Genomic DNA, 18,801 nt, shown 5'->3' on the forward strand with positions numbered 1-18,801 from the left:
CCGCTCGTTCAATCCAGCCACGCCGCGAGCCGCCCGACCAGACGGTCGGCCGCGCCGCGGTGCTCGGCTATCACGGCACGCGCCCGCGACCCCGTGGCCGCCCAGTCCTCGGGCCGAGCAAAGCACTCGATCACCGCCGCCGCCAGTGTCTTGCTGTCGGCCACCTCACGGCAGGCATTCCGCTCGCCGAGCACCGCAAAGACCTGGCGGAAATTCTGCACGGCCGGTCCATGCAATACCGCCCGCCCCACGGCGGCCGGTTCGATCGGATTGTGCCCACCGACAGATACCAGCGATCCGCCCATGAAAACGACCGGCACCTCGGCGAACAGCCCCGCCAGCAGCCCCGCCCGGTCGATCACCTCCACCGCCGGCCGGCTGTCCGGCGGCCGATCAGGCGCCCATGTCCCCACCGACAGGCCGGAGCGCTCGACCAGCCGCCGCACCTCGCCCGCCCGCTCGGGGTGGCGGGGCACCAGGATCAATCGGGCCTCGGGGTAACGCGCGAGCACCGCCTGGTGAGCGCCCAGCACCTGGGCCTCCTCGCCAGGGTGGGTACTCGCCGCCAGCCAGGTCAGCCGACGGTCGGTCGGCAGCGGCTCGGCCTTCTCGCTCACGGGCAGATCGAATTTGAGGTTGCCGCAGTCTTCGGCTCGCACCGCCCCCAGGGCGAGGAAACGGTCGCGGTCCGCGATGGACTGGGCGCAGATGAGCTCGACGCCGCGCAACACCTCCCGGAGCAAACCGCCACCCCAGCGGGCATATCGTCGATACGACCGGTCGGACAGGCGGGCGTTGGCGATGACCAGCGGCACGTCGGCACGTCCGGCCTCGCGCACCAGGTTCGGCCACAGCTCCGTTTCCATCACCACCATCAGCCGCGGGCGCAAACGCGCCAACACGCGACGCTGCGCGAAGGCCAGATCAAAGGGGGCATAGAAATGCGGCAGGTCCAGCCCACGGGCCGCCTCGGCGCCGGTCTCGGTGGTGGTGCTGATCACGATCGGAAGATCCGGCCAGCGCGCCTGTACCGCGCTGACCAGCATGGCCGCGGCCCGCACCTCGCCCAGGGAAACGGCATGCAACCACACGCCGCCACGGGGCAGCCCATCGCGCAGACGCCCGAACTGCTCCAGCAGGCGGCGATGCCCGGCGCGGGCATGGCGGTAGCGACGCCAGGCATCCCACAGCAGCCACGGAGCGATCAGGCTCAAGGCGACCTGGTATTGCCAGCGCCTCATGCCACGCCTCCCTGCCTAGGGACGCATTCCAGAAAGGGGCCGCACACCGGTGAGACGAACGGGCAGACAACTCGCTTCAAGTGCATAAGGCCCATTATCGCTTAGAATGCCGCTCCATGAGTGACCCTCTCCCTCCACGCATTCGCGCGACGCGCTTGCTGCTGTCGCTGGTTCCCCGGCTGATCGCCGCCTTGCCGCAACGTGCCCGACTGGCCCTCGGCCGCGGGCTCGGCTGGTTGATGGCGCGCACGCTCAAGAAACGGCGCCAGGTCATGCGGGCGAACCTCGCGGTCGCCTTCCCCGAATGGACCCTTGCGGCACGGGAGGGCACCATCGACGAGCATTTCGCCCGACTGGGGGCCGGGATCTGCGAGGGGTTCTGGGGCTGGTTCGGCAACCTCGAGCGTGTGCCCGAATACCGTGTCATCGGCCTGGAGCACCTCGAGGCCGCCCGGGCGGCCGGACGGGGCGCCATCCTGAACGCCGCGCATGTCACCGACATGGAACTGGGCGTCTACTTCGTCTCTCGCCATGCGCCCGTGCATGCCGTCTATCGCCCCAACAACAACCCGGCGATCGACGCGCTGATCGACCAGGGACGCGAGAAGCACCTGGCCGGCCTGATCCATCGGGAAGACACCCGCGCCATGGTCCGCGCCCTGCGCGCCGGTGACGTCTTGTGGACCGCGCCGGACCAGAATTACCACGGCAAGACCAGTGCCTTCATTCCCTTCTTCGGGCTGCCGGCGGCCACCAACACCGCCATGCCGATACTGGCCCGCATGGGCCGGGCCGTGATCCTGCCCTACCACGTCCGACGTTTCGGCAACCGCTACGAACTGGAGATCGAACCGCCAATCCCAGATATCCCCAGCGGCAACGACGTGGCCGACACTCAGCTGCTGGTCGAACGGCTGGAAGCGGAAATCCGCCGCCATCCGGCCATGTATTTCTGGGGCCACCGGCGGTTCAAGACGCTGCCACAGGGCACGCCGACTCCCTACTGAACCAAGAGCCTCAGCGCCAGTGTTCAGCGACCCACGGCGTGGGCCGCATCCACTTCCACTTTCCCGTCCATTCGCCTCGAATCGCCTCGTCAGGCTTGGGGTGGCCGTGAAAGACCACGACCTTGGCTTCCTTGGGCTCTCTCGGCGCAACGAACGGCGCCAGCAGCCGGGGCGGCATGCAATGCTTCTTGAAGCTCACACACCATTCCGCCGGCCAATAGACCATGTTGTAACCCGACTCGTGGAGTGTTTCGGTGAGGTAGATCTGCTCGTTGCGACGCTCGGCCATGATTTTCTCGGGATCGGCGTTATACCGATCCAGCACCCAGGACAAATCTCCGATCTTGAAACGGTAGACCGAGGAATTACCCACCACACGATCCGGGTGAGTCCAGTTGTGAATGATGCAGAAATCGCCGGGATAGTCGAAGAACGGGTCGAGCGAATCCCGAATCACGATATCTAGATCCAGAAACAGGGCATCGCCCTCCATTCCGCCCAGATCAGGGGTGAACGTGCCGAGTTTTCGCCACGCTTCGTGCATGCGATGCGATGGCACGTTGACCTCTGGCAGCGGGTGGGTTTCCACCTCCTCGCGGATGCCCGACACATCGTCGGTAAAGCAGGCAAACCGGAATGGCGGGGTGATGTTGCGGGCCACCATGCTGTACAGGGTATTCACGTCCTGGGCGCTGTAGGCATCACCCCATTTCATGCAGATCACGTTTTTCATCGGTTTCACTCTTTTTTTGTTAGCGGCTAGCGGTCCACTCGCTCATGAGTGAACAGGCCGGGGGGCAGCCCAACCGGGAAGCGCTGCTTCCGCCACCAAGGTCGATTCAACTCTTTCTCGATGTCGCTAAACCCGTTCACCAGCCTCGAGGATGGATGGGCCTCGACATAGGGCAGGATCACATTCAGCATCCAGTCCCGCCTCACCAGGATCGATTGGTTGGTCCAGTTGAGATAAGGGGATGCCGTGACGAGGTTGCCTCGCTTGGTCCGGCGGAAGACTCCCGGAAACGCCCGCTCGGGATACGGCATGGCATACGCCGCAATACCCTGCAAACGCCGAGCCTTGCGTGGCCGGACCCAACGACGAATCCTGGATCCCCACGCCCCGTCAGCCGAGCCGGAAGGCACCCGATCACCGAAATATCGGCAAAACTTTCCCAGGGTGGCGAAGTCCTGGCCGGGCGAGGCCAGACTACGGAAACGGAAGACCGGGATGCCCAGTTCCTCGGCATCGTGCAATGCCGTCGACAGCTGCCGAGCGGCCTCGTCATGGGGTTCGATCAAGGGACAATCGTTTTCCAGAAGCAGGACGTAGTCGCACTCGACTTCCTCGACAAGCGCCCTGACTCCTCCAAAAATGCCGATGTTGCTGGCCGTGCCACTGGCGGGCAACCCAAATGCCTCGGCCACCTCGCGGTCCTGATCGCTTATTTCCTGAAACAGGATGCGACAGTCATCAAATAGCGAAAACAAATCGCCATCGGCATAGGTCGCCAGGGTCTGAGAGAGCGTGCGAGGCGCCTTCCAGCTCAGCACCCCGAGTCCCACCGTAATGCCCTGCGGCCCGTTCACAGCCCCCATTACCTTACCGCCTCGCCATCGGGCCCGCCTTGTGGGCCGGCCAATCGTTCATAAAGGGCAATGGTCTCACGTTGCATCGCCTCGAGGGTGAACGGCACCTCGACCGACACCGACGGCACGCCGTCATGCCACCAAATGGCGAGTCGCTCGACCGCCTCCTCGACGCCGCCCGGCGGCACCCGCCCTTTTGGGTAGACCCGGTCCAACTGTTCGCCCACCCCGCCGTAGTCGTAGCCCAGGACCGGCCGACCCAGGGCCAAGGCTTCGGTGACCGTGCGGCCGAAGGACTCGGGCTTGCGGGTCAGTGAGAGCACCACGTCGCTGATCGACAGGAGCTCGCGTAGGTCGCTGCGCGGGCCGAGCCAGGTGATGTCTCCCTCGAGCCCACGTTCGGCGATGCGCGCCTGGACGTCCTGCCAATACGCCTGTCGGCGCGGGTGCACCCCGCCGGCCAGTAGGGCATGCACCGGGACGCCCCGCTCCTTGAGGCCCGCAATGATCTCGACGAGATCCAGCTGCCCCTTGATCTGGGTGATCCGCCCCGGCAGCGTGACGACCCACTTGCCCGCCAGCTGGGGGTTCTCGTGGAAGAAGCGCTCGCGCCAGGCCGGGTCGGGTCGGAAGGCGGGGCGATAATCGGCCGGGTCGATACCGCGGTAGATGCGCACGATCCGCGTGGGATCGACCTGCGGGCAGTGCTTGCGGATGTAGTCGACGATGCTGTCGGAGACGGCGATGACGCGTTCGCCCTTGGTCATCACCGAGCTGTACCAGCCGGGCGAGTAGGCGCCGTGGACCGTGGTGACCAGCCGCGGGCGCGTGGCTGCCGGCATGCCCTTCCAGGCGAGATAGCCGATCCAGGCGGGCAGGCGCGACCGCAGGTGGAGGATGTCGACCCCCTCATCGCGCAGCAGGCGACGCACGATCGGGATGTAGCGCAGGGTGAACAGCGACTTGCGACCGACGGGAAGGGTGACGTGCTCGGCACCCAGCGCCTCGAGTTCCTCGACCAGCCGGCCGCCCTCGGAGATGACGATCGCCCGGTGACCGGCGGCAACCAGCGCCGCGGCGATTTCGAGGGTGCCGCGCTCCACGCCGCCGCCGTCGAGGGCGGGCAGCATCTGCACCACGGTCAGGCGTCGCGCCGGGGCATTGGTGGGCTCGTTCGTTTTGGTCACCGGGCGATCTCCCTGATCGGCTTGCCGGCTCACCTGCCGGCGCAAAATAATGGCTTGTGAGGCTATCATGCCCGCATGCCGACATATCCCGACACCGTCAACGAGATCTGGGCCATGACCACCGGCGAGGCGGGCATGGCCAATCAGGCCCGCGGCCTGGCCGAGGCCGTCGCCGAGCGCACCGGCTGGCCGGTGGTACAGAAGACCATTGGCATGCCGCCTCCCTGGCGCTGGCTACCTATGCACTGGGTGCCCGCCCCGCTGGCCAAGCTCAGCCCAGAATCGGACCGGCTCGCCCCACCTTGGCCGCGCGTGCTGATCAGTTGTGGTCGGCGCAGCGCGGCGGCCTCGATCGCTATTCGCAAGGCCAGTGGTGGCAGGTGCCTCACGGTGCACGTGCAGGACCCGTTGATCCCGCCGCGCTATTTCGATCTCGTGGTGCCGCCGCGTCACGACGGGCTGACCGGGCCGAATGTGCTGGCCACGCGCGGGGCGATCCACCACGTCACCCGCGCGAAACTCGAGCAGGCCGCCGCCCAGTTCCGTGCCGGCTTCGAATCGCTGCCCCGTCCCTGGATCGGCGTACTGCTGGGCGGCTCGAACCGCACCATGACCCTCACGCCGGAAAAGGCGCGGAAGATCGGCAAACAGCTTGCCGATGCGGCGAGAAACAGCGGCGGCTCGCTGCTGATCACGCCGTCGCGGCGCACCGGCGCGACCAACACGCGCGCCTTGGCACAAACCCTCCGTGGCGTGCCGCACCGGCTCTGGCAAGGCGAAGGGCCGAACCCCTACTTCGGCATCCTGGCGCTGGCCGATTACCTCGTGGTGAGCGGCGACTCGGCCTCGATGGTCTCCGAAGCGGCCTCGACCGGTCGTCCGCTGTACGTGATCGAGTTCGGTCGCTACTCGAAGCGCTTGGCACGGTTCCATCGCGAATTGCGCGAGGAGGGCGTGACGCGTCCCTTCGACGGCTCGCTCGCGCCGTGGGAATACGCCCCGGTCGACGACACCGGGATGGTGGCCGAGGCGATCATGGAGCGGCTGGGGAAGTCGACCGGACGGCCGACGTCGGACTGACGCCCGACCTACGCGGGAGCCCTACCGACTGCCTTTATTCAGTCGATCAACTTGTACACCGCGCTGCAGTAGATGCAGCGGGCCTCGTCGCCCTTGTGCTCGAGATGGATATATACCCGCGGGTGCGAGTTCCACACCGCCTCTTCCTCGCGCGGGCAGTAGACCGGCAGGTCGGCCTGGGTCACCTCGACCACGCAGTCGGCATTGGGGGTCTCAAAGTCCTGCGGGTGGGATGCGGTATCCGGGTTCATGCTTTCGCCTCCACGTAATCGAGCCAGTTGTCGCCCAGCGGCGGGTAGCGTCCCTCGACCAGGTCGAAGTAGGTGCTCTGCAGCCGCTCGGTGATCGGGCCGCGCACGCCGCTGCCGATCGGTCGATCGTCGACTTCGCGGATCGGCGTGACCTCGGCGGCCGTGCCGGTGAAGAAGGCCTCGTCGGCAATGTAAACCTCGTCGCGGGTGATGCGCTTTTCCACCACCGGAATGCCGAACTGATTCGCCAGGGCAATGATCGTCCGGCGGGTAATGCCGTCGAGCGCGGCGGTCAGGTCCGGCGTGAAAAGCACGCCGTCGCGCACGATGAAGATGTTCTCGCCCGAGCCTTCGGCGACGAAGCCCTGGGTGTCGAGCAGCATCGCCTCGTCGTAGCCAGCCGCGGTAGCCTCGCGCAGCGCCAGCATCGAGTTCATGTAGGCCCCGTTGGCCTTGGCCTTGCACATGGTGACGTTGACGTGATGGCGCGAGTAGCTCGAGGTGCGGATGCGGATCCCTTTCTCGATGTTCTCCGCACCCAGGTAGGCACCCCAGTGCCAGGCGGCGACCATCACGTGCACCTTGAGGTTGTCGGCGCGCAGCCCCATGCCCTCGGAGCCGTAGAACGCCATCGGCCGGATGTAGGCACTCTCGAGGCCGTTCTCGCGCACGACCTGGCGTTGGACCTCGTTGAGGTGGCTTTCGGTGTAGGGCAGTTTCATGCCGAGGATCTTGGCCGAATTGTGCAGCCGGCGGGTATGGTCCTCGAGGCGGAAGATCGCGGTGCCCTGATCGGTCTTGTAGGCCCGCACCCCTTCGAACACGCCCATGCCGTAATGCAGGGTATGAGTGAGTACGTGGACCTTGGCGTCCCGCCATTCGACCATCTCGCCATCCAGCCAGATCAGACCATCGCGATCTTCCATCGACATTGCTTTTTGCCTCGCAGAGCAGTGAACCGGTGCCACGCGGCGCGTGTCGAGCAAATCGACGGCGCACCGGCGTGCAAACCCGCGAGTTTATCACCCCCGGCGGCATTCCGGCAGGAGCGTCAGTGCGCCAGCTCGACCCGGTCGCGCCCGCGCTCCTTGGCGTGGTAGAGGGCGGCATCGCCACGCGCGAGCAGGGTGTTGGCGCTGTCGCCCTCGCGGAATTGCGCCACCCCGAGACTCACGGTGCCGCCGGGGCCGAGTTCGGAGGCGGAATTGCCACGATAGGCCTCGCGGATCCGTTCGGCGACCACCGTCGCCTGGGCGAGCGCCTGCCCCGGCAGGAGGATGACGAACTCCTCGCCCCCGTAGCGGAAACAGCCGTCGCCATCGCGCACGTTCGCCCGCATCACGCGCGCCAGGCAACGCAGGGCATCGTCGCCGGCCAGATGGCCGTAGCGATCGTTGTAATCCTTGAACCAGTCGGTATCGAGCACGACCAGGCTCAGCGGATCGCCCGTGCGCAGGCTGGCGGCGATGGCCTTATCCAGACGCCGATCCAGTGCGCGGCGGTTGTAGAGCCCCGTCAGGCCATCCTGCTCGCTGAGAAAACGGTATCGATCCCGCTCTTGGGCCAGCACGGTCTCCTCTCGCTGCTTGTGACGGATGCGATTCCCCAGGGCAAACGCCAGCAACAAGGCCTCGGCCAACGAGCCCACCGGCAGGGCGATCATCAGCCAGGTGGCGTACGGCAGCCAGCCCAGCAGCATGGCGAGGTACAACAACACGGCCAACGCGAACACCGACCAGCCGAGCAACAGGTAGCCGGCCGGACCGAAACCGCGGCGCATGGCCCGCACGGCGGCCCAGACAATCGCGACCACCGCGGCGACTGCATAGACGGCCACGATGGCGAACGAGACGACCCCCACCAGCCAGATGGAGGCGGGCATCGACAGCACCGCCGCCACCATGACGCCGAGCAACGCGCGGTCGGCCAGTCGGTCATCGCGCTGGGTACGCAGGAATCGCCGCACGAACCAGATCGCCGACAACGCCACCAGGGCGACGGCCACCTGCGCCCGTGCCGCGGGCGGCACCGACTGGACGGCGTCGGGGAGCAGCGGGGTCAGGATGTTGTAGCGCAGGCCGATGTAAAGCACGGTCGCCGCCAGGAACACGGCATAGCCGAGATAGGTGCGCTCGCGCACCGCCAGCATCAGGAACAGGCTGTAGACCGCCATGCCCAGCATCGCGCCGAGATAGACGCCGAACAGGGTGTAGCGGACCAGGGTGCGAACCCGCTCCTCCTCCAGCGTGCCGAGCGTCAGGCGCAGGGCCGTCGGGCCGTCGGCACGCAACTGGATCAATACCTCTCGCTCAGCGGCAAACCGCGGCAACAACCGCCCCGGGTGCCCCGGCATGTCCAGCAACCCCACCATGTCGGTGGTCTCGCGCACCTCCAGCCAGTCACCGCCGGGGGCGCCGGGATCACGCAGGAAAATCCGCAGATCACGGAAATAGGGCCAGCGAATCGACAGCCAGCGCGACTCGCCGAGCGATTCGCCGTCGAGGCTGAACCGCAGCCAGAGCCGCCCTTGATATGGCCCGAGGTTCAAGGCGGCCGTGTCGGCGGCTCGGTAATCGAGGGCCATTGCCTCGCTGGGCGAGAGGCGCTCCTGGGTGGTGGCCCATTCGGCCTGGGAGAGGAGGTCGCGCTCGGCGTGCGCGGCCGGGACGAACAGCAGGACGGCAATCAGCAACCACCAGGCCGCCGCCGGGGACAGCACACGGCCGACCCGCCTGACGCGGGCATCCGCTTCCCCCCGCTGCGTGGCATTGCCAGCCGTCATGCGCCATCCTCGGGATTGGACGAGCCGTCACTGTCGACACGATGCCGTGTCCTGACAGTTCCTTATATGGCTCACTGTATTCCGAGTGTGGCGCCCGGGCAATATCCGACGAACCGCGATCAGCCGTCGCTGCGGCGGGGCTCGGTCGTCTCGATGCCGGCCTGGTCAAGTTGACGGCGCAGTGCCGCGATGTCCTTGCCCGGCAGGGGGCCGAGGATTACGCGGTGATAGCGCTGCCCGCGCACCTCGACCGGATCGATGCGGCTTTCGACCCCGAGCAGGGCCAGTTTGGCCTTGCGCGCCTCGGCATCGCGCGCCTTGCTGAACGAGCCTGCCTGGAGCACGTAGCGCGCCTCCGATTTGAGGTCAGACGACTCGGCGGGCGGCTCGGTGGGGGTTGCCGGCTCGTCGGCAGCGGGACGCGGGGGCCGATTCCCCTCCTCCGGCAACAGGGTGTAGAACTGGAATTCGGGGGAGACCGGCTGCTTCTCCGGTGGCTTTTCCACGCTGCGGGTATCGGTCTGGGCGGTCGGCGCCTCGGTCGGCCGGCTGTTGTTCTCCGCCGTCAGTCGCGCGAGCAGCACCACCATCCCGACCAGCAGGACCAAGGCAATCAACAGCGCCCATTTGGCACCACGATTGCCTCCCGAGGATCGGGGTCGATTCACCTTTTTGCGCCCGTTGCTGGCCATCGTGACGGTTACATCTCGTCCGGGGCATTGACGCCGAGCAGCGACAGGCCGTTGGCCAGCACCTGCCGGGTCGCCAGGACCAGGTTGAGCCGGGCGTTGCGCAACGGCGCGTCGTCACCCAGCAGGAAGGCATGCGCGTTGTAGTAGCTGTGGAAATCCTGAGCCAGATCACGCAGGTAGTGGATCAGCTGGTGCGGCTCGTGCGCCAGGGCAGCGCGTTCCACCAACGCCGGGTATTGCGACAGGCGCTTGAACAGGGCCTGTTCGTGGGGCTCGGTCAGTCGCGCATAGGCCTCGCGACCGGTTTGCGGCTCGTGGGTAAAGCCGCGCAGGGGCAACTGGCGCAATACCGACGCCACGCGGGCGTGGGCGTACTGGATGTAGTAGAGCGGGTTCTCGTTGCTCTGGCTCTTGGCCAGATCCAGATCGAAATCCAGATGCTGATTGGCCGCCCGCATGACATAGAAGAAGCGCGCCGCGTCATTGCCCACTTCCTCGCGCAGCTCGCGCAGGGTGACGAAACTGCCCGAGCGGGTCGACATCGGCACGCGCTCGCCGCCGCGATAGAGGATGGCGAACTGCACCAGCGAGACGGCCAAGTGGTCGGCCGGCTTGCCCAGTGCAGTCAGGGCGGCGCGCACGCGCGGCACATAGCCGTGGTGATCGGCCCCCCAGATGTCGATCACCTGGTCAAAGCCGCGATCGAACTTGTCCAGATGGTAGGCAATGTCGGAGGCGAAGTAGGTGGTCTGGCCGTTGTCGCGCCGCACCACGCGATCTTTGTCGTCGCCGAAGTCGGTCGAGCGGAACCACAACGCCCCGTCCCGTTCGTAGAGATGGCCTTCGGCCTCGAGCCGTTCGATGCCGCGCTCGACCAGCCCGCGGTCGGCAAGGCTCTGCTCGGAATACCAGTTGTCGTAGGTAACCCCGAACTCCGCCAGATCCTCGCGGATGTCCGACAGGATGGCATCCAGGGCGGCGCGGAACACCAGCTGGTAGTCGGTCTCGCCCAGCAGCTCGCGCATGCGCCGGATCAGCGCATCGATATGACGCTCCTTGTCGCCGTTCGGCGCATCCTCGGGCAGGTCGGCGAACACCTTGTCCGATCCCACCGCCAGTCGCCGGCCGTGTTCGTCCGCCAGCGCCGCCGCGATGTCGAGGATATAGCCCTCCGAGCGGTAACCGTTGGAGGGGAACGCGATGCTCTCGCCCTGCGCTTCCAGATAACGCAGCCAGACGCTGACGGCGAGGATGTGCATCTGCCGACCGGCGTCGTTGACGTAGTACTCGCGCTGGACGTCCGCGCCGACCGCCTCGAGCAGGCTCGCCACCACCGAGCCGTAGGCGGCACCCCGGCCGTGACCGACGTGCAGCGGGCCGGTCGGGTTGGCCGAAACGAATTCCACCTGCACGCGCTGCCCACCGGCGGCATCCGAGCAGCCGAACCGCTCGCCCTCCTCGAGGATGCGGTCGATCAGGGCGAAGGCCGCGCCCGCCTCGACGAAGAAGTTCATGAAGCCCGGACCGGCGATCTCGACGCGCTCGACCCCGGCCTGGTCGGCGAAGCCCGCGACGATGCGCTCGGCGATCGCCCGCGGCGGGCGCTTCATCGGCTTGGCCAGTTGCATGGCCAGGTTGCTGGCGAAATCCCCGTGGGCCGGGTCTTTCGGCACCGTCAGCACCGGTTTGACCGACACGTCGGCGGGCAGGTCGCCCTCGGCGACGAGTTGCTGGCAGATCGCCTGGAGACGTTGTTCGATTACGGCCTTCACGGACGGGTTAACCCCTTAGTGCTGGAAACATGACATGGGCACCGCGAACGGTACCGGGAAAGAACGCGACAGTTTAGCGGCAAGCGCGGGCCCAACCAACCGCTGGGCAACCGCTGGCCAACTGCCGGGCAACCAACCACCACGGTCGGACATGCCGGCGGGCACCTGCTAAAGTTCCTGCCGACGTTTTGAGCCCTTACCGAGAGAAACCACCAAAATGGCAGCCTTGCACGAGGACGACTTTCCCGAACCGGCCGGCGCGGACCAAAAGCGCGTCGAGACCATCGCCGGCGCGGTCAAGACCATCCTGGCCGAACTGGGCGAGGACCCCGCGCGCGAGGGGCTGGTCGACACGCCCCAGCGCGTCGCCAAGGCCCTGCTCTACCTGAACCAGGGACTGGACCAGCGCCTGGAATCGGCCATCGGCAACGCCCTGTTCGAGTCGGACAACGACGAGATGGTGGTCGTGCGCAATATCGAGTTCTACAGCCTCTGCGAACACCACATGCTGCCGATCATCGGTCATGTCGACATCGGCTATATCCCGCAAGGCAAGGTGCTCGGTCTGTCCAAGCTCGCCCGCATCGTCGACCTCTACGCGCGGCGCCTGCAGATCCAGGAGAACATGACCCAGCAGATCGCCGAGGCCGTGGAGACCGCGACCGGGGCCGCCGGTGTCGCCGTGCAGGTGCGCGCGGCGCACATGTGCATGGCGATGCGCGGCGTTCAGAAGGTCGAGTCCGAGACCATCACCTCACGGATGACCGGACAGTTCCGGGACAGCGCGGCCACCCGTAACGAGTTTCTCCAGCTGGTGGCACGGTGACGCCATGACCTCGCGCGCCCAGACCATCCTGATCACCGGCGTGACGCGCCGGGTCGGTGCCCACCTTGCCGAGCATCTGTTGGCCGCCGGCCACCGGGTCATCGGCACCTATCGTCACGAGACCGACGCCCTGCACGCGCTCATCGACCGGGGGCTGATCGCCCTGCCGCTGGATCTGCTCGAGCGGGAACGGCTCGCGGCATTCGCCCGGCAGGTCGCCGGCCAAACCGACCACCTCGACCTGATCGTGCACAACGCCTCGATCTGGCACCGCGACGAAGACGTCGCCGCGAACCCCGAACTGGCCACGGCGATGTATACCGTGCACGTGACCAGCCCGATCGAGCTGACCGAGCATCTGCAACGCGCCCTGCCCGCCCGCGAACGGGATGACGGCCACGCCGACCGGCAGGCGGTGTTCATCACCGACGCCCACATCGACGAAGGTGAACCCGACCACATCCACTACATCGCCTCCAAGGCGGCGATCGAAAGCTCGATCCGTTCGCTGGCCCTGCGCTACGCCCCGCACACGCGGGTGAACGCCATCGCCCCGGGCCTGCTGATGTTCCACCCGGAAGACGACATCGAGTACCGCCACCATCGCCTCAATCGCCGCTTATTGCCCTTCGAGCCCGGCCCGGGCGTGGTCAGCCAGACGGTCGACTACCTGATGGCCTGCCCGCTGATCAATCAGGCCGTGATCCGGCTGGACACCGGGCGGCGGTGGGGGAACTGATAGCTGGAAGCTGGAAGCTGGAAGCTGGAAGCTGGAAGCTGGAAAAAATGGTCAACGACGCGTGCGCCGGGATCAACCCCGCCAGTAACTCGGCCCACACCCCAATGCGCTCTGATCTCTGACCTCTTCCAGCTTCAAGCTTCCAGCTCGCCTTCAAGCCCACAACCGCCGCCGCACCAATACCACGGCGAGGTAGTAGGCGACCACGGCGAAACCGGCCAGTACGGCCAGGTGGGCGAGCAGGTGTTCGACCGGCTCGCCGACGATCAGGGGACGAATGACCTCGATCGCGTGCGTCAGCGGCAGGATCAGCACGGCCGTCTGCATCCAGTCGGGCAGGGTCTCGATCGGGAAGAACACGCCCGAGAGCATGAACATCGGGGTGACCACCAGTACGAAGTAGTAGTTGAAGAAATCGTAGTTGTCGGCGATGGCCGTCATCACGATGGCCGGCCCGGCGAATGCCAGCCCCAGCAGGAACACCACCGGCAGTGCCCACAGCGCCATCCAGCCACCTGGCACCGCACCAAGCAGGGCGGCGACGATCAGGATCGCCACGGCGCTCAACAGCCCCTTGAAGGCCGCCCAGATGGTTTCGCCGAGGATGATGTCGTCGATATCCAGCGGCGTGGCCATGATGGCATCGAAGGTCTTCTGCGGCACCATCCGCGTGTAGACCGAGTACATGCCCTCGAAACTGACCGAGATCATCGCCGAGGACGCCACGATCCCCGAGGCGAGGAATACCAGGTAAGGCAACCCACCGATGTCGCCCACCAGCGCGCCCAGGCCGATGCCCAGGCCCAGCAGATAGATCACCGGCTCGCCGAAGTTGAGCACGATCGCCGGACCGATCAGCTTGCGCCAGACGAGAAAATTGCGGGCGAACACGGAAAACGCCGCCATCCTTGCCCGCGGCAATTGCCAGATCGAACGCTTCATGGGCACCTCATTCGCGCAATTCCCGGCCGGTCAGGTGCAGGAACACGTCCTCGAGCCCGGCGCGACGATGGATCACCGTCAGGCCATCGGGCTGACCCAGGAAATCGAGTATCGGACCCGGCGCCGCCGTATAAACGTAGACCGCGGTGCCGTGGCGCTCGACCCGCAGGGCCATCGAGGTCAACGTGGCGAACACGCCCTCGCTGACCGTGCCACGCAACTCGATCACGTCCGGCTCGACATGGCGCTGTATCAGCTGGCCGGGGCTGCCCTGATCCAGGATGCGGCCGTGATCCATCACCACCAGTTCATCGCAGAGCCGCTCGGCCTCTTCCATGTAATGGGTGGTCAGCACCAGCGTCACGCCGCGGGCGCGCAATTCGGCCAGCCGGCCCCAGATGACGTGGCGCACCTGCGGATCGAGCCCCGAGGTAGGCTCATCCAGGATGACGACCTCCGGGTCGTTGACCAGCGCCCGGGCGATGGTCAGGCGCCGCTGCATGCCACCGCTCAACTGGTCGACCCGGGCTTCGGCCTTGTGCGTCAGGTTGGCGAAGTCGAGCAACGCGTCGACCCGCTCGGCCACCTGCGCGCGGGACAGGCCGAAAAAGCGGGCGTACATGAACAGGTTCTCCCGGACGGTGAAGTCCGGATCGAGGTTGTCGCCCTGCGGCACCAGCCCGACGCGGGCACGAATGGCGCGCGCCTCGGCCGGCAACTCGTGCCCGAGCACCGAGAGCTCACCGGCATCGAAGTCCGCCAACCCCATCAGCATCTTGAGGGTGGTGGTCTTGCCGGCGCCATTGGGCCCCAGAAAACCGAAACAACGGCCGGCCGGGATATCGAAGTCGACCGCGTCGACCGCGCGCAACGCACCGAAGCACTTGACCAGGCCACGTGCGCGCACGACGGGCGCTGTCGCCGAATGATGATGGGCAGCAGGTGGATCAGACAGGGTCACACGCGGATCCTCGGATCGAGCAGGGCCCGGATGATGGTCGACGGCGCCAGGGTTTGCAAGGTAGCCCAGGGAAGGATCGATTGGACGGGCGAACCGCCTTTGGGGCGGCCACGGGGACCTTAACGACGTGCCATCACCGAGCCGAGGTGGTCGCAGCCACAGGCCGTCACCCGGCAAAAACACCGAACGGTCCGGCTCAGGTCAGTCGTTGCGCCCCTCCTCGAGCCGCATGGCCACCCCGGCGATCAGGGCAAACGCACCGCTTTCGTCCCGGATCGGGGTGAGCGTGGTGTGCCAATGCCCTCGCCCCGCGGGCAAATCGAGCGTCTCGTGATAACGAATCGCCCGCCCCGTCTGGAGACAGGCTCGGTATTGGCGCTTCACGTGGGCGGCGGCATCGGGCGACAGGATCTCATCGGGCGTGGCACCGGCCAGTTGCTCTCGCGACAGGCCGGTGGCTTGTTCGTGGGCCGGGTTGCTGGTGATGAAGCGAAACACGCCACCGGACTCGACACCCACCACGAAGATCGCCTCCTCGACACCCTCGACAACCGAGCGATACAAGCGTTCGCTTTCGGCCAACCGCGCCTCGAGCGCCACCGTCTCGCGAGAGTCGATCAGTGCCCCCACGATCCGCTCCGGACGGCCATCGGCATCGCGAAGCAGGCGAGCGTGGTCCGTCACCCACAGGGGTGAGCCATCCGGTCGCAACAGTCGGTAGCGACTGCGCTTGCGGTCGCCCGGCCAGCGGGTGAAATCGCCCTCCTTCAGTGCGCGTTCGCGATCGTCGGGGTGCAGGGTCTGCTCCCACCAGTCCGGTCCATCGATCAAGGCATCCGGGGTGTAGCCGAGAATCTCGCGAATATTGGCGCTGACGTAATCCAGGCGGCCGGGGCGATCGGCACGGAAGGTGTAAATGACCGCCGGGCTCGCCGCGAGGAAGGCATCGAGACGATCCCGCTCTGCCTGTGCGATGGCCGCGGCCCGGCGTTCACGATCGACATCGTGGAAGAACCACCACAGTCGGGCCGGACGACCGGACTCGTCGGCAATCGGCACCACCTGCACTCGGAACCAGCCTGATCTCCCCTGCAATGCCGGCAGACGCAACGCGCCGTTCCAGCGCTCGCCGCGGGCGATGGCTCGCTCGAACGCCTCGAGCTGCAAGCCCTCGAGACCTCGCGCGAGCCAACCGCGCCCATCGACGGACTCGACGACCCCGAAGGTGCGGCGAAAGGCATCATTCACCAGCAACGAGCGTCCCTGCATGTCGGTCAGCTCCAGTGGCTGGGGGCTCAGCTCGAACAGCGCGTCACGCTCGGCCTCGGCACGATCGATGACCACCATCCACCGCGTCCGCTGCCAACGAGACAGCAGCCACAAGCCCAGCGACGTCAGCAGGAAGGCGACCACCACGGCGGCCAGCAGGGTGACCAGCCGCCGTTGCATCGCCGCATAGAGATCCGTGATCGGTTCGACCGCCACGAGTTGGGCCGGTTTATCACTCTCCTGGGTGAGAATCGGCACGGGGCGCGACACGGCCAGCCACTCACGCCCGTCGGCTGAAAACCGCCACCGTGCCGCTGGCTCGCCCTCGAGATGGCGAAGGGCGGCGGCCAGCCCGAGATGATCAACCTTGGGCCCGTCGAGGTAGTAATCGCCGTCCCCCACCGGGGCGATATGCCGCCGTTCGCGCATCTCCGCCCAGATGTTTTTTTCAGCGATAGCGGCGGGCAGCAGCAGGGTCGCGCGGGCCCCCAGGCTCTCTTCGAGGTAGCTGTCGACCGGCGTGACACCCGTGCCCACCTCGACGGTCCCGATCACCCGATCCGACCCACCGGAGGCGCCACCGGGGTTCGGGGCCCAAACCGGTTCGACCGCACGAAAGCCGGAAAACACGCGTCCCACCTCGAAACCCATGGCGCCTCGCCCGTTGCGATACACCTCGGCCAGCAACGGCCGCAGGGACGCCAGCTCGTCACCGAAACGGTCCGGGGCATGCACCCGCAGGAAACTGACCGCCTCCGGGCCCAGGTGAAACTGCATCACGCGATCCTGGCCGTGGATCAGCTCGGAGGCGATCGGGGTGACCGCCCGGGCGAGTTCGCGGCGGAGCGTTGCGGCCCCTTCAGCACCGCCAGCGCCACCTTCCAACTCGACCATCGCCCGGGCCTGTGACAGGATTTCGCGCACCCGCTCGTCCAGTGCCAGTATTCGGGCGATCCTCGCCAGTTCGGCCTGGCGACTCGACAGGGCGTAGTCGGCGGTGTCCAGCAGGCGATCGGCGCGGGCGTCGACCTCGGAGTCGAACTCCCGCTGCACCAACAGCGTGCCGAGCACTCCCAGCAACAACCACCCCACCAGCACCAGCAGCCAGACGGCACGCAGCCCCGGTCGCCGGTTAGCCGCCGGCAGCCGGGATACGGGGTCATCCTTGTACGCATTCCCTCCCATGCGACCGATTATCACGCATTTGCACACTCTCGCCTACGGTCAGGGACAAACCCGGAGCCACAAAAAACCCCGCCAATTGGCGGGGTTGTCGTTTTGAGCGGCACCGGGCAACAGCCCGGTCAAGCCAAGATCAGCGGATCTTTTGCTTGAGGCTGCCCGACTCGTAACGCTTGTACATCTCTTCCAGGGAGATCGGACGGATCTTGGAAGCCATGCCGGCCGAACCGAAGGCCTCGAAGCGTGCCTTGCAGATGGCCTGCATGCCGGCAGTCGCCTCTTTCAGGAACTTGCGCGGGTCGAAGTTCGACTTGTTCTCTTCGAGGTGCTTACGTACCGCACCAGTGGACGCCATGCGCAGGTCGGTGTCGATGTTGACCTTGCGAACGCCGTGCTTGATGCCCTCGACGATCTCTTCAACCGGCACACCATAGGTCTGACCCATGTCGCCGCCGTAGTTGTTGATGATCTCGAGCCACTCTTCCGGTACGGAGGAGGAGCCGTGCATGACCAGGTGCGTGTCCGGGATCCGCTGGTGGATCTCCTTGACGCGGTCGATGCGCAGGATCTGGCCGGTCGGCTTCTGCGTGAACTTGTAGGCGCCGTGGCTGGTGCCGATGGCGATCGCCAAGGCGTCACAGTCGGTGTGCTTGACGAACTGAGCCGCTTCTTCCGGATCAGTCAGCAGCATGTCCATGTCCAGCTTGCCTTCCGCGCCGTGGCCGTCTTCCTCGCCCATCTCGCCGGTTTCCAGCGAACCGAGGCAGCCCAGCTCACCCTCGACGGAAACACCGCCGGCGTGCGCCATCTCGGTCACCTTGGCGGTGACGTTGGCGTTGTACTCGTAGTCGGACGGGGTCTTCATGTCCGGCAGCAGCGAGCCGTCCATCATGACCGAGGAGAAGCCCGACTGGATCGCACGCAGGCAGACGCCCGGATCCGAGCCGTGGTCCTGGTGCATGACGATCGGGATGTGCGGGTACATCTCGGTGGCCGCCTCGACGAGGTGGCGCAGGAACGGCTCGCCGGCGTACTTGCGAGCACCGGCGGAGCCCTGCAGGATCACCGGGCTGTCGACTTCGTCGGCGGCCTGCATGATCGCGTGGATCTGCTCCATGTTGTTGACGTTGAACGCCGGCATGCCGTAGCTGTGTTCAGCGGCATGATCCAGCAGCTGGCGAAGCGAAATGAGCGCCATAGTGCCTCTCCTCAAGTTGAAACGTAGTTGCGAAACCGTGGCGGTGACCGGATCGGACCGATTCGGTCACCGAAAATTCAATCAG

17 protein-coding genes are annotated in these 18,801 nt (G+C 66.3%); 4 read left to right on the top strand and 13 right to left on the bottom strand.

The genetic code is table 11. From position 1 onward, the window contains the following. Positions 1-8 precede the first annotated feature (8 nt). On the bottom strand, positions 9-1,241 hold the full coding sequence (locus SR882_RS11125) for a 3-deoxy-D-manno-octulosonic acid transferase (RefSeq protein WP_322521287.1): 1,233 nt from the start codon (positions 1,239-1,241) through the stop codon (positions 9-11). Positions 1,242-1,357: 116 nt separating this feature from the next. Here SR882_RS11125 and SR882_RS11130 point away from each other — a divergent pair, with 116 nt between their 5' ends. Beyond that, the gene (locus tag SR882_RS11130; protein WP_322521288.1) at positions 1,358-2,248 is read left to right on the top strand and encodes a lysophospholipid acyltransferase family protein; all 891 of its coding nucleotides are present in this window, start codon (positions 1,358-1,360) and stop codon (positions 2,246-2,248) included. Between the two features lie 10 nt (positions 2,249-2,258). On the opposite strand, the gene SR882_RS11135 is transcribed toward SR882_RS11130, so the two are convergent. Genes SR882_RS11135 through SR882_RS11145 form a run of 3 tightly spaced genes read right to left on the bottom strand, consistent with a single transcriptional unit; the run spans position 2,259 to position 4,965 of the window. Beyond that, positions 2,259-2,981 carry a hypothetical protein gene (locus SR882_RS11135; RefSeq protein WP_322521289.1) on the bottom strand — a complete coding sequence of 241 codons (723 nt, stop codon included), beginning with the start codon at positions 2,979-2,981 and terminating at the stop codon, positions 2,259-2,261. A gap of 26 nt (positions 2,982-3,007) precedes the next feature. Next, positions 3,008-3,835 (bottom strand): hypothetical protein, encoded by an 828-nt coding sequence (locus tag SR882_RS11140; RefSeq protein ID WP_322521290.1) that lies wholly within the window; start codon positions 3,833-3,835, stop codon positions 3,008-3,010. Positions 3,836-3,843: 8 nt separating this feature from the next. Further along, entirely contained in the window at positions 3,844-4,965 is a 1,122-nt protein-coding gene (locus SR882_RS11145) for a glycosyltransferase family 4 protein (protein WP_456152244.1), read from the bottom strand. A gap of 132 nt (positions 4,966-5,097) precedes the next feature. Here SR882_RS11145 and SR882_RS11150 point away from each other — a divergent pair, with 132 nt between their 5' ends. Next, on the top strand, positions 5,098-6,102 hold the full coding sequence (locus tag SR882_RS11150) for a mitochondrial fission ELM1 family protein (protein ID WP_322521292.1): 1,005 nt from the start codon (positions 5,098-5,100) through the stop codon (positions 6,100-6,102). A 38-nt stretch (positions 6,103-6,140) separates the two neighbouring features. On the opposite strand, the gene SR882_RS11155 is transcribed toward SR882_RS11150, so the two are convergent. The 5 genes from SR882_RS11155 to argS form a co-directional block, all read right to left on the bottom strand. After that, complete coding sequence (locus tag SR882_RS11155; RefSeq protein WP_322521293.1) at positions 6,141-6,353, bottom strand: zinc-finger domain-containing protein; 213 nt, start codon at positions 6,351-6,353, stop codon at positions 6,141-6,143. After that, entirely contained in the window at positions 6,350-7,285 is a 936-nt protein-coding gene (locus tag SR882_RS11160; protein WP_322521294.1) for a branched-chain amino acid transaminase, read from the bottom strand. Before SR882_RS11160 ends, SR882_RS11155 begins: the two co-directional genes overlap by 4 nt. 119 nt (positions 7,286-7,404) lie before the next feature. Then, positions 7,405-9,135, bottom strand: a complete 1,731-nt coding sequence (locus tag SR882_RS11165; protein WP_322521295.1) for a diguanylate cyclase — start codon at positions 9,133-9,135, stop codon at positions 7,405-7,407. 119 nt (positions 9,136-9,254) lie between these two features. Next, positions 9,255-9,803 (bottom strand): SPOR domain-containing protein, encoded by a 549-nt coding sequence (locus SR882_RS11170; RefSeq protein ID WP_322521296.1) that lies wholly within the window; start codon positions 9,801-9,803, stop codon positions 9,255-9,257. A 32-nt stretch (positions 9,804-9,835) separates the two neighbouring features. Then, positions 9,836-11,599 (bottom strand): arginine--tRNA ligase, encoded by a 1,764-nt coding sequence (gene argS / locus SR882_RS11175; RefSeq protein WP_322521297.1) that lies wholly within the window; start codon positions 11,597-11,599, stop codon positions 9,836-9,838. 217 nt (positions 11,600-11,816) lie between these two features. On the opposite strand from argS, the gene folE reads away from it, so the two are divergent. Next, a complete protein-coding gene (gene folE, locus SR882_RS11180; protein ID WP_322521298.1) occupies positions 11,817-12,425 on the top strand; it encodes a GTP cyclohydrolase I FolE in 609 nt (202 codons plus the stop codon). Between the two features lie 4 nt (positions 12,426-12,429). After that, positions 12,430-13,164, top strand: coding sequence for an SDR family oxidoreductase (locus SR882_RS11185; protein WP_322521299.1), 735 nt, complete (start codon positions 12,430-12,432; stop codon positions 13,162-13,164). A gap of 153 nt (positions 13,165-13,317) precedes the next feature. Here the strand turns inward: SR882_RS11185 and SR882_RS11190 are convergent, their stop codons facing one another. From SR882_RS11190 to fba, 4 genes are all read right to left on the bottom strand, one after another. Further along, positions 13,318-14,106, bottom strand: a complete 789-nt coding sequence (locus SR882_RS11190) for an ABC transporter permease (RefSeq protein WP_322521300.1) — start codon at positions 14,104-14,106, stop codon at positions 13,318-13,320. A 7-nt stretch (positions 14,107-14,113) separates the two neighbouring features. Continuing rightward, a complete protein-coding gene (locus SR882_RS11195; protein ID WP_322521301.1) occupies positions 14,114-15,013 on the bottom strand; it encodes an ATP-binding cassette domain-containing protein in 900 nt (299 codons plus the stop codon). A 255-nt stretch (positions 15,014-15,268) separates the two neighbouring features. Beyond that, positions 15,269-17,521, bottom strand: a complete 2,253-nt coding sequence (locus SR882_RS11200) for a PAS domain S-box protein (protein WP_322521302.1) — start codon at positions 17,519-17,521, stop codon at positions 15,269-15,271. A gap of 130 nt (positions 17,522-17,651) precedes the next feature. Next, positions 17,652-18,716, bottom strand: coding sequence for a class II fructose-bisphosphate aldolase (gene fba / locus SR882_RS11205; protein WP_322521303.1), 1,065 nt, complete (start codon positions 18,714-18,716; stop codon positions 17,652-17,654). Between the last annotated feature and the right edge of the window lie 85 nt (positions 18,717-18,801).

The sequence above is a fragment of the Guyparkeria halophila genome (genome assembly GCF_034479635.1).
Lineage (GTDB): Bacteria > Pseudomonadota > Gammaproteobacteria > Halothiobacillales > Halothiobacillaceae > Guyparkeria > Guyparkeria halophila.